12 protein-coding genes and 1 pseudogene are annotated in these 11,136 nt (G+C 67.1%); 8 read left to right on the top strand and 5 right to left on the bottom strand.

The annotated features are described in order from the left end of the window. Positions 1-74: 74 nt before the first annotated feature. Complete coding sequence (locus WA965_RS28315) at positions 75-1,148, bottom strand: MFS transporter (RefSeq protein WP_526295279.1); 1,074 nt, start codon at positions 1,146-1,148, stop codon at positions 75-77. Here WA965_RS28315 and WA965_RS28320 point away from each other — a divergent pair. The 4 genes and pseudogenes from WA965_RS28320 to WA965_RS28335 form a co-directional block, all read left to right on the top strand. Continuing rightward, positions 1,144-1,314: pseudogene (locus WA965_RS28320) on the top strand (MFS transporter); the annotation flags it as partial. The gene WA965_RS28315 and the pseudogene WA965_RS28320 overlap by 5 nt on opposite strands. A gap of 282 nt (positions 1,315-1,596) precedes the next feature. Further along, a complete protein-coding gene (locus tag WA965_RS28325; protein ID WP_526295281.1) occupies positions 1,597-2,493 on the top strand; it encodes a sulfurtransferase in 897 nt (298 codons plus the stop codon). Continuing rightward, positions 2,490-2,900 (top strand): SufE family protein, encoded by a 411-nt coding sequence (locus WA965_RS28330; protein ID WP_526295283.1) that lies wholly within the window; start codon positions 2,490-2,492, stop codon positions 2,898-2,900. The genes WA965_RS28325 and WA965_RS28330 overlap by 4 nt, the downstream gene beginning before the upstream one ends. Before the next feature lie 141 nt (positions 2,901-3,041). Continuing rightward, positions 3,042-3,389, top strand: coding sequence for a hypothetical protein (locus tag WA965_RS28335; protein ID WP_526295285.1), 348 nt, complete (start codon positions 3,042-3,044; stop codon positions 3,387-3,389). A 51-nt stretch (positions 3,390-3,440) separates the two neighbouring features. Here the strand turns inward: WA965_RS28335 and WA965_RS28340 are convergent, their stop codons facing one another. Both WA965_RS28340 and WA965_RS28345 read right to left on the bottom strand, forming a co-directional pair. After that, positions 3,441-5,237 carry a sensor domain-containing diguanylate cyclase gene (locus WA965_RS28340; protein WP_526295287.1) on the bottom strand — a complete coding sequence of 599 codons (1,797 nt, stop codon included), beginning with the start codon at positions 5,235-5,237 and terminating at the stop codon, positions 3,441-3,443. Between the two features lie 73 nt (positions 5,238-5,310). Beyond that, complete coding sequence (locus WA965_RS28345) at positions 5,311-5,970, bottom strand: ANTAR domain-containing protein (protein ID WP_526295289.1); 660 nt, start codon at positions 5,968-5,970, stop codon at positions 5,311-5,313. Between the two features lie 129 nt (positions 5,971-6,099). Between WA965_RS28345 and WA965_RS28350 the strand changes: the two genes are divergently transcribed. The 3 genes from WA965_RS28350 (at position 6,100) to WA965_RS28360 (ending at position 9,231) form a co-directional block, all read left to right on the top strand. Beyond that, positions 6,100-6,684 carry a TetR/AcrR family transcriptional regulator gene (locus WA965_RS28350; RefSeq protein ID WP_526295291.1) on the top strand — a complete coding sequence of 195 codons (585 nt, stop codon included), beginning with the start codon at positions 6,100-6,102 and terminating at the stop codon, positions 6,682-6,684. Between the two features lie 31 nt (positions 6,685-6,715). After that, entirely contained in the window at positions 6,716-7,330 is a 615-nt protein-coding gene (locus WA965_RS28355; protein WP_526295293.1) for a TetR/AcrR family transcriptional regulator, read from the top strand. Positions 7,331-7,425: 95 nt separating this feature from the next. Next, on the top strand, positions 7,426-9,231 hold the full coding sequence (locus WA965_RS28360; RefSeq protein WP_526295294.1) for an acetyl/propionyl/methylcrotonyl-CoA carboxylase subunit alpha: 1,806 nt from the start codon (positions 7,426-7,428) through the stop codon (positions 9,229-9,231). 1 nt (position 9,232) lies between these two features. Here the strand turns inward: WA965_RS28360 and WA965_RS28365 are convergent, their stop codons facing one another. Together WA965_RS28365 and WA965_RS28370 are read right to left on the bottom strand one after the other, a co-directional pair. Next, positions 9,233-10,222: an NAD-dependent epimerase/dehydratase family protein gene (locus tag WA965_RS28365; RefSeq protein ID WP_526295296.1), complete on the bottom strand. Its 990-nt coding sequence runs from the start codon at positions 10,220-10,222 to the stop codon at positions 9,233-9,235. Between the two features lie 47 nt (positions 10,223-10,269). Then, complete coding sequence (locus WA965_RS28370) at positions 10,270-10,623, bottom strand: VOC family protein (protein WP_526295302.1); 354 nt, start codon at positions 10,621-10,623, stop codon at positions 10,270-10,272. 214 nt (positions 10,624-10,837) lie between these two features. Between WA965_RS28370 and WA965_RS28375 the strand changes: the two genes are divergently transcribed. Then, a partial coding sequence (locus tag WA965_RS28375; RefSeq protein WP_526448268.1) for a hypothetical protein occupies positions 10,838-11,136 on the top strand: 299 nt, incomplete at its 3' end.

An 11,136-nucleotide genomic window follows, 5' to 3' on the forward strand; every position in this document is an offset into this window, starting at 1 on the left:
TCGACGCCGACCAGGTCGACGAGGCGGTCGGGATCTGGGCCGACGCGGTCAGCGCGGTCGTCTCCGGCTGACCGTCACGACCGACTGCCCGCGTACTCCAGCATCGGTGGCGCTTCGGCTGTTCCGGGAATCTCGGTGCCGTTGATCGGGCAGCGGGTGGTCTCCGGAACCCTGCTGAGGGCGATGGCGCCGACGGCCACCGCGGCCATCATGTAGAACGCCGGCCACAGGTTGTTGCCGGTCTCACCGACCAGCCACTCGTTGAGCGCCGGCGCGGTGCCACCGAAGATCGACGTCGACACGTTGTAGGCGATCGCGAAGCCCGCAAAACGCACCTGGGTCGGGAACATCGCCGGGAACATCGCCGAGATGGTCGCGAGCTGAGGCACATAGAGCAGTCCCAGCACCGCGAAGCCGATGATCGCGCCCACGACGCCGGTCGACATCAGCATGAACATCGGGATCACGGCGATGAACAGCCCGCCCAGCGACACCCACCACAGCGGCTTGCGGCCGACCCGGTCGGACAGGTGCCCCGCGAACGGCACAAAAACCATCATGGCGAGCATGCCGATGATGGGCACCACCAGCGACATGTCGGTGGACAGCCCGATCGCCTGCTCCAGGTAGGTGGGCATGTAGCTCAGCAGCGTGTAGTTGACGACGTTGAGGGCCACGACCAGGCCGCCCAGCTTCAGGATCGGCGCCCAGTAGCGGGTGATCAGGTCTTTGAACGCCGCCCCCACACTCTCCTCCTCCTTGCCCTGGTCCTCCAGTTCCTTGAACACCGGGGTGTCCTCGAGCTTCATCCTCAGGTAGATCCCGATCAGTCCGAGGGGAGCCGCGACCAGGAACGGCACCCGCCAACCCCAGGAACTCATCGCGTCGTCGCCGAGCACCAGCGAGAACCCGAGCATCATCAGCGCGCCCGCGGAAAAGCCTGCCAGCGTGCCGAACTCGAGGAAGCTGCCCAGGAAACCGCGGCGCCGAGGCGGTGCGTACTCGGCCATGAACGTCGCCGCTCCGCCGTACTCGCCGCCGGTGGAGAAGCCCTGGATCATGCGCAACAGAATCATCAGAACGGGCGCCCAGAACCCGATCGCGTCGTAGGTCGGGACCAGGCCGACGCAGAAGGTGGCGCTGGCCACCCTGTTCGCGCTGATGACCTTCGCGGTGTCCTTCCTGGTGCGTCCGCTGGGCGGGTTCGTGTGGGGCCCGCTCGGCGACAAGCTCGGCCGTCGGCAGGCCATCGGCAACGCCACCGAATGGTTCGACTACGGCCTCTACGCCACCTACATCTCCGCGGCGATCTTCCCGGGCGACACCGCCGAGGCCGAGGCCGCGATGGCCTTCTTCAGTACGCCGGGTGGCGCATCGGCGGGTTCGGATGTGGCGGAGTTTTCGAGCGTGCTCATCGGGAGCTCCTCAGGTCGGGGCCTCTCCGCGAACATCGTCGAACGCAAAGCGGACCGTTCGTCAAGATCGGCTGCGCCCGATCCGCGTACCCACAGCGTCGAAGATGAAACGTGTCCGAGGAAAAAATTTCGGCGGCTCCGGAGGTTCGGCCGCCAACAGGGCTGACGGTAGGCTGGCCGCGTGCCGCTACCTGCTGATCCCAGCCCCACCCTGCAGTCCTATGCCCACCCCGAACGCCTGGTCACCGCCGACTGGCTCTCCGGAAACCTGGGCCGGCCGGGCCTGGCCATCGTCGAATCCGACGAAGACGTGCTGCTCTACGACACCGGCCACATCCCCGGTGCGGTCAAGATCGACTGGCATACCGACCTCAACGACGCCCACGTGCGTGACTACATCACCGGCGAGCAGTTCGCCGACCTGATGAACCGCAAGGGCATCTCGCGCGACGACACCGTCGTCATCTACGGCGACAAGAGCAACTGGTGGGCGGCCTACGCGCTGTGGGTGTTCACGCTGTTCGGCCACCCCGACGTGCGCCTGCTCGACGGCGGCCGCAACCTGTGGATCTCCGACGGCCGCGACACCAACCTCGACGTGCCGTCCAAGCAGACCGAGGGCTACCCCGTCGTCGAGCGCAACGACGCCCCGATCCGGGCATTCAAGGAGGACGTGCTGTCGGTCCTGGGCTCTCAGCCGCTGATCGACGTGCGCTCCCCGCAGGAGTACACCGGCGAGCGCACCCACATGCCCGACTACCCCGAAGAGGGCGCGCTGCGCGGCGGCCACATCCCGACCGCCAAGTCGATCCCGTGGGCCAAGGCCGCGCTGGACAACGGCAAGTTCCGCAGTCGCGCCGAACTCGACGACCTCTACGGCTACCTGTCCGCCGACGGCGCCACCCCGGACACCGTCGTGTACTGCCGCATCGGCGAGCGCTCCAGCCACACCTGGTTCGTGCTGACCCATCTGCTCGGGATGCCCAACGTGCGCAACTACGACGGCTCCTGGACCGAGTGGGGCAACGCCGTGCGGGTGCCCGTCGCCGTCGGGGAAGACCCGGGTTCGGCTCCGTGACCCTGCCGGCCCCGTTGGCCGAGGTGGTCTCCGACTTCCGAGAGGTCGAAGGCCAGGACAAGCTGGCCATGCTGCTGGAATTCGCCAACGACCTCCCCGATCTGCCCGCCGACCTCGAAGAGGCGGCGATGGAACCCGTGCCCGAATGCCAGTCGCCGCTGTTTCTGCATGTCGACGCCGCGGACCGCGCCCACGTGCGGCTGTTCTTCAGCGCACCCGCCGAGGCCCCGACCACCCGCGGCTTCGCCTCGATCCTGGCTACCGGCCTCGACGGGCAGTCCGCCACGGACATCCTCGCAGTGCCCGACGACTTCTACAGCGACCTGGGTCTGGCGGCGCTGATCAGCCCGCTGCGGCTGCGTGGCATGTCAGCGATGCTTTCGCGGATCAAGCGCCGCCTGCAGTAGGCGCGGCTCGACCGTCGAAAGTTGTTCACGATCTTGGTTTTTCGACGGGAGTCCAGACAGGTCGGATGTCGCTTGTTATGGTGCTGGGCAACCAGGTGATCAACAGCATTCTGCCAGCGACTATTCAGGAGACTTCCAGAAATGGCCACGACCACCACCCGTGCGGTGACCAAACTCGGCGGGATCGGTGCGATCGCCGTCGCCGCATCAGCCGTCTTCATCGGCGTCAGCGCCGGAACCGCCCAAGCCGACGTCACCGAGTTCGGCGCCGACCCCCGGGTGAGCAGCCGCCAGTCCTCCTCGACCACATCGGGTGGCGTCCGGCATGACGCGACGTGGGGCGAGGTGCGCGGCACCGACATCGGCGACGTGCACGCCCACGGCGAGGTGAAGGAATCCATGAAGGCCGTGCCCACCAGGCCGCGTGGCACCCGCGCAAACGATTTCACCGGCGGCTGGCACAACGGCATCCGCGGCGGCCTGCGCTGAATCCTGCCCTCACCCCTGCGCAGCCCTACGGTCGTCACGCGCGGCGGACGCTCACAAATACGACAGCTGATTCCGTCCGCGGCTCTTGGCCTCATAGAGCGCTTTGTCGGCCCGAATCACGCTGTCCAACAACGTTTCAGCCAGTCTCACGCTGGTGTAACCAATCGAGCAGGTTTGCGAGGCCGGCATGCCACATCGAATTCCATTGAGAATCGGTTCGGCCTGCCCCAGCGTAGTGTCCGGCAGGGCGACGAGGAACTCCTCGCCTCCCCAGCGGCCGAAGATATCGCCGCACCGCAGTGACGCTCCAGCGACGTTCGCGAAGTCTCGCAGCAGCGAGTCGCCGGCGGTATGGCCCCGCGTGTCGTTGTAGGCCTTGAAGTTGTCGAGATCGATCACCGCGACTGTCACGGGAACATCGCGCTGTCTTGTCTCGGCGACCAACGATTCGACCCGCGCGTCCCAGGCGCTCCTGTTGAGCAGACCGGTCAGCGCATCGGTGGTGGCGGACTGTTTCAGAGCCGCTTCGGTCGCGACGACTGCGGACACATCATGCATTTCGATCTGGACGCTCTGCATACCCGAGTGATGGGCGACCGTGGCGCTGAAGTCGACCGGGATCTCGGTGCCGTCGAGACGGCAGAGAATACCTCGCCGAGAACGAAGCGCCGACCCGCCGGCGAGGATCTCGTCGAGCATCGCGTGAGCGTCGGTCCGCGCCCCATCGGTTACCAGCCCAAGCGCGGGGAGCGATTGGAGTTCATCGGCCGTGACCGCGCCGCACAAAGTGACGGCTTCAGGATTCGCGTAGCTGATCGTCCCGTTCGCGTCGACAACGATCACTGCCACCGGTGATTGCTCTACGAGGGCACGCCACCGCGCCTCGGCTCGCGCGTGCGCCGTCCGCGCCCTGGCAAGTTCCGTGACGTCGGTGGAGACTCCGCCGATCCCGAACACCGCTCCGCTATCGTCGATCAGCGGGAACTTGGTCGACCGGAACGTGTGCACCGATCCGTCGGCATGATCGAGGTATTCACTGAACACCTGCGGCTCCCGGGTCGCCATGATCTGTCGGTCGTTTCGCCGGTAGTCGTCCGCGAGCGCTGCGTCGAAGAAGTCGTGATCGGTGCGACCGATCAATCCGCCTTCGATGCGCGTCGCCCGCTCGACCGCCGGATTGGCCGTCACGAACCGCCCGTCAACGTCTTTGGCGTAGATGAGGACATCGGTGTGCCGCAGCACGCCATCGAGCATCCGCTGTTGGCGGCGATACGCGGCACCCGCATCCACCCGGGCGCTGACCTCAACCGCGAACAGTCGCGCCTGGCGCCGCAGTTCCAGATTGCTCATCACCTGGTCAGCCAGAATCTGCAGATGCTGTCGCTGCAGTGCGGTCAGCACCCCGGGTTTGACGTCGAGGACACACAGCGCTCCGAGTGCGTGACCGTCCGCGGTGATCAACGGCGCTCCGGCGTAGAACCGCAAACGCGGGTCGCCGATCACCATCGGGTGATCCGCGAACCGCAAATCTTGCGTCATATCCTGGATCTCGAGCACTTCCGGACTCCGTAGCGCATGCGCGCAGAAGGACAGTTCCCGAGACGTCTGGGGGCTGTCGACGCCGTGTCGCGCCTTGAACCACTGCCGTTCGGCATCGACCAGACTCACCAGCGACATCGGCACCCCGCAGATGTGAGCCGCCAGTGACGTCAGATCGTCGAATGCCTTCTCCGGAGGTGTGTCGAAGATTCCGAACGACTCCAGGGCGGCCAGACGTTGACTCTCGCTGTCCGACGCACCGACCAACTGATCGTCACGAGTGTCCGTCGGGCCTGTCGAGGGCAACATGGCGCCTCCGTTCTCGGGTCGATCGACGGAAGGCCTTCACCCTCGATTCCCGGTAGCCCAGTTTATGGCGATGTCACCCGTGAAAGAGGTCAGTTCGCCTATGCGCGGTCAGCAGCAAGTGATCAACCTTTGCTCTTGCGTTTTCCCCGGGTGGCACTAGTTTGATGTCGTCAAGGAATTGCCTGGCCAGTTCACGCAGCTTCGTATTGGTGTCCTTCGAACGCCATGCAAGCACGTCGAACGCCCGCTCCGCTGACACTCCGTACGTCCACATGATGACGCCGATCGCTTGGTTGATCACCGCCCGATGCAGCTCGATGGTGGCCACCACCTCGTTGACCGTCTGCTGCACGTCGGCTTCGAGCACCTCGCTGATGTCGATGTAGAAGCCCGTCGTCCCGATCACCTGGCCGTCCTCATCGTGGACATGCTGGCCGACGACCACCACGTGATGAGTGTGACCGGCGATGTCGACGATCCGGTGTCGGCTGCTGAACGGAGCGGCGCCCTGCCGCACCCGCTCGACGATTTCGGCGACGGCAAGTCGGTCCTCATCGTGCTTGTGCATCAGGATCAAGTCGGTTGTCGGGGTGACGGTGCCGGGCTCGTATCCATGCATCCGAGCCACCGCGTCCGACCATTCCCACTGGTCAGAATCGGTGCGGTAGGAAAATCCGCCGACCCGTTCCAGCGGTGTCGGGAAAGCTGTCGGCGGACGTGCGCGCGCGGTCATTTCGAGAAGTGTCACACGCACCGGCAGCCACCGTGCATGTATGGCTCACTCACCATCGACGAGCTCTGCGCCGCATCTCAGTTCGGCGCATCGCGTCCGTACAGCGACCAGGTGAGCCAGACTTGTCGAATGCCCGCGTCGGATCTCTCTCCAGGTCTGCGGGAACGCAAGAAGGCCCGCACCCGGCTGGCCATCCGCCGCGAGGCGTTCCGACTGTTCGACGCGCAGGGGTTCCGCGACACGACGGTGGACCAGATCGCCGCGGCGGCCGACGTCTCGCCGCGGACGTTCTACCGCTATTTCAGCGTCAAGGAAGCCGTCCTGCTCTCGGATGACCTGACAACGCCGATCGTCGAAGCGTTCGTGCGCGCCCCTCCCGGGATGGCGCCTGTCGCCGCGTACCGGTATGCCGTGCAGAAGGTGGCGGGCGCGCTGACGCCGGAACAACGACAGGACGCCATCGCAGGCCAGCAGATGCTGTACGCAATCCCAGAGGCGCGCGGACTGCTCTACACCGAGTACGTCAGGCTGATCCATCTGGTCACCAAAGCGCTGGGTTCGCGGGGCGGCGACCCCGCCGACGTCCTGGAGCGGCGCGTGATCGCCGGAGCGATCGTCGGAGTCCTCATCGCCAGTTCCGACAACACCCCCTTGCCCGAGGTCGAGACCCTCAGCGCACTCGATGTCCTCGAGACCAAACTGCGGTTCCGCTGACCAACGGCACCATGTCGCGAAGAATGGACCCATGGGCGGGGACGAACTGCGGGGCCGTCGGGAACGGAACAAGGCCAGGACCCGGTCGGCCGTACGGCACACGGCGCTGAGACTGTTCACCGAACGGGGCTACGCCGACACCACGGTCGAGCAGATCGCCGACGCCGCCGGGGTGTCGGCTCAGACCTTCTTCCACTACTTCGCCTGCAAGCGACATGTACTCCTCGATGAGGATATGACCGACATGATCATCGAGGGCTTCGTCGGCGCGCCTGCGAGCCTGTCACCGGTAGCCGCATACCGACACGGCCTCAAGACGGCATATCGCTCGCTGACCGACAGTCAGCGCGACGCCGGGATGCAGACGCGCAGCGTCATCTCGACCGCTCCGGACGCCCGCGCCGTGCTGTACACCTCGTACGCGCGGCTGGTCGATTTGATCGCCGACGCCCTCGTGACGCGCCGCGACGCGCCGACCGACGGATCCGAACGTCGGGTCCTGGCGGGCGCCATCGTCGGCGTCATCATCGCCTGTTCGGAGACCAGCCCCCAGCCCGACCGGGAAATCCTGCGCGGGCTGACCACCCTCGACGAACACCTCCGCCGAGATCACCATCGGACGGCGACCGGGGTTACCGACGGGTAAGGGACCGGCTCGCCGGGGAGTCAGGTGGGACGCTTAAACTTCCCGGGATACATTCTTAAAAACGTTCTTAGAGAAACATGCCATCAGGAGGCGCAGTGGCCAGTCACGCCAGCTCGAAGATCTCCAAGGTGCTCGTTGCCAATCGCGGGGAGATCGCGGTCCGGGTGATTCGAGCAGCCAAGGATGCCGGCCTCACGAGCGTGGCGGTCTACGCCGAACCCGACGCCGACGCACCCCACGTCCGGCTCGCCGACGAGGCGTTCGCCCTCGGCGGTCAGACCTCGGCGGAGTCCTACCTGGTGTTCGAGAAGCTGCTGGACGCCGCCGCGAAGTCCGGCGCCAACGCGATCCACCCCGGCTACGGCTTCCTCAGCGAGAACGCCGAGTTCGCCCAGGCCGTCATCGACGCCGGGCTGATCTGGATCGGCCCCAGCCCACAGTCCATCCGCGACCTCGGCGACAAGGTCACCGCCCGCCACATCGCCGCCCGTGCGGAAGCGCCGCTGGTGCCCGGCACCGCCGAACCGGTCAAGGACGCCGACGAGATCGTCGCGTTCGCCCAGGAGCACGGCGTCCCGATCGCCATCAAGGCCGCCTTCGGTGGCGGTGGCCGCGGCATGAAGGTCGCCCGCACCATCGAGGAGATCCCCGAACTGTTCGACTCGGCCACCCGCGAGGCCGTCGCCGCCTTCGGCCGCGGCGAGTGCTTCGTCGAGCGTTACCTCGACAAGCCGCGCCACGTCGAAGCCCAGGTCATCGCCGACCAGCACGGCAATGTCATCGTCGCAGGCACCCGGGACTGCTCGCTGCAGCGCCGCTTCCAGAAGCTGGTCGAGGAGGCGCCCGCGCCGTTCCTGACCGACGCGCAGCGCAAGGAGATCCACGAGTCCGCCAAGCGCATCTGCAAAGAGGCCGGCTACTACGGCGCCGGCACCGTCGAGTACCTGGTCGGCCAGGACGGCCTGATCAGCTTCCTTGAGGTCAACACCCGCCTGCAGGTCGAGCACCCGGTCACCGAGGAGACCTCCGGGCTCGACCTCGTGCTGCAGCAGTTCAAGATCGCCAACGGCGAAGCACTCGACATCGCCGAGGATCCGACGCCGCGTGGGCACTCGTTCGAGTTCCGGATCAACGGCGAGGACGCCGGCCGCGGCTTCCTGCCCGCACCCGGCCCGGTCAGCAAGTTCGAGCCGCCGACGGGCCCCGGGGTCCGCATGGACTCGGGCGTCGAGAGCGGTTCGGTGATCGGCGGGCAGTTCGACTCGATGCTGGCCAAGCTGATCGTCACCGGCGCCACCCGCGACGAGGCCTTGGCCCGCTCGCGCCGTGCGCTGGCCGAGTTCAACGTCGAGGGCCTCGCCACCGTCATCCCGTTCCACCGCGCCGTGACCGCCGACCCCGCGTTCATCGGCGACGGCACCAAGTTCGACGTGCACACCCGCTGGATCGAGACCGAGTGGGACAACAAGGTCGAGCCCTTCACCGGTGGCGATCCGATCGAGGAAGAGGACACCATCCCCCGGCAGACCGTCGTGGTCGAGGTCGGCGGGCGTCGCCTCGAGGTGTCCCTGCCCGGCGACCTGGCTCTCGGTGGCGGCGGCGGTGCACCGTCGCACGGTGCGATCCGGAAGAAGCCCAAGTCGCGCAAGCGTGGTGGCGGCGGCGCGTCGGCTGCATCCGGCGACTCGGTGACCGCCCCGATGCAGGGCACCGTCGTCAAGGTGGCCGTCGAAGAGGGTCAGACCGTTGCCGCGGGCGACCTGGTCGTGGTGCTCGAGGCCATGAAGATGGAGAACCCCGTCACCGCCCACAAGGACGGCGTGATCACCGGCCTGGCCGTCGAGCCCGGCGCGGCGACCACCCAGGGCACGGTCCTCTGCGAGATCAAGAGCAGCGAGTAGGTCAGATCCGGCCGACCCGCCGCAACCCGTCGACGGTGTCGGCGATGGTTTCGGCCGGATCGCGCTGCGTGACGCCCAGTTCGTGCACGCTGGGGGTGTCGTCGGACTCCGGCATCTGGGTGTAGTACTGCATCGCCGCGGAGTTGATCGGCGTCTCGAACGGCAGGTATGAACCGATCGTGTCGAACAGGGCGCCGACGCCGCGCAGTGCGGTGTCGGGCACCGGGATGACCGCCAGCGACCGGTCGGCGGCGGTGCCGATCAGCGACGCCAGTTCGTCGACCGGGATCCGGCGGCCACCGGCCATGTAGCGCCGCGGCCCCTTGCCCGGTTCCAGCAGCGCGACGTGCAGATCGGCGAGGTCACGGACGTCGACGACGATCCAGGCGGCGCTGCGGCCCGGCACACTGTGCATCTTGTAGGCCGCCTCCACCCCCTCGGCCGCCTCGCCGAACTGTTCACCCGCCGGAGGTCCGAGCACCATGCCGGGATAGGTGATGTCGACGGGCGCGCCGCCGTCCTGCAGGCCGCGCGCGTACGCCTCGACGACGGCCTTGGACCTGCCGTAGCCGTCGTTGCCGCCCACCACCGGCAGATCGGCGTGCAGCACGTCGAGGTCGGGACGGAACAGCGCGGTGAAGCTCGACACGTGGACGATCGGGTCCAGCCCCTTGGCGGCCGCTCCCCCGAGCACGTAGCGGGCCCCCTCGAGGTTGGTGTGCAGCATCTCGTCGGCACGGCTGGGGTCGGTGGAAACCATTGCCGCGCAATGGATGACCGCGTCGCATCCCTCCAGGGCCCGGTCGACGGAATCGGCGTCGGCGATGTCGCCGAGCACGTGGTCGCCGACGTCGACGCCGATGCTGCCTGCGCTGGCGACCAATCGCTCGGCGCTGCGCACCAGGAACCTCACGTCACGACCGCTGTCCTGCACGGCCTTGGCCGTCCACGCGCCGACGAACCCGGTGCCGCCTGTGATCAGTACTCTCATCTGTCCTCCGGTGCGTCGTGGCCTCGCGCGCTACCGTACCGACGACATCAGTACTCGACGCGGAAGCCGCCGATCAACCGGATCAGGTTGCCGTCGGGATCGGTCACTGTCGACAACCGCACGCCCTTGTTCGCCTCGACGACCGCCTCGGGGTTCAGCCCCCGCTGCCGCAGGTCGGCGATGCGGGCGTCGAGGTCGTCGACGGCCACGTTGAGCAGGCTCGACCCGGCGCGGTCCGGGTCGCGAAACACCTGCACCCAGCCCCCGGGCACCACCTGCCATTCGGCCAGCGTCGGCATGGGCTCGTTGTCGGGGTGCCGGCCGAACAATGAGCTGTACCACTCACGGCTGGTCGGCAGATCGGATACGGCCACCACGGCCAGAAGATGCTCGATTACCACTGCTGTCCCTTTCGTCACCAGCTACGACCTGCCCGGACCCGACAACTCATCGCGAGCAGACTGCTGGTACCCCAAAACCCCTGTCACGCGACCCCGTCGTGTTATACGTTTGCTCCATACACGGGCACTCCGGGATAGCTGAGGGGTGGAGACGGTCCCGCTCGAGGCGCAAGCCACGGGCGGGACCGGTCCCGTTTCATGGGAAGCTGACGGGGTGGAGCCCGTCGAGATCAACGCCGGCGCCTGGTACCTGCGCGCACTGCGTGCCGATGACCGCGTCGACGACCGCCCCGCCCTGGCCGACCTCGGCGAGCACCGCACCGGATACGTGCAACAGCTTGCCGCGCAGTGGGATTCGGAAACCCTGTACTCGTGGGCGGTATGCGAGCCGAGCACCGGCGAGTTGCTTGCCGAGGTGACGCTCGATCCGTCGACCGGGGTGATCGGCACACGCACCCGCCCCGGCCACGAGCAGGCGGCCCGGACCGGGGCGGATGCCGTGCAGCGGTTCGC

Source organism: Mycobacterium sp., assembly GCF_049683935.1.
Taxonomy (GTDB): domain Bacteria; phylum Actinomycetota; class Actinomycetes; order Mycobacteriales; family Mycobacteriaceae; genus Mycobacterium.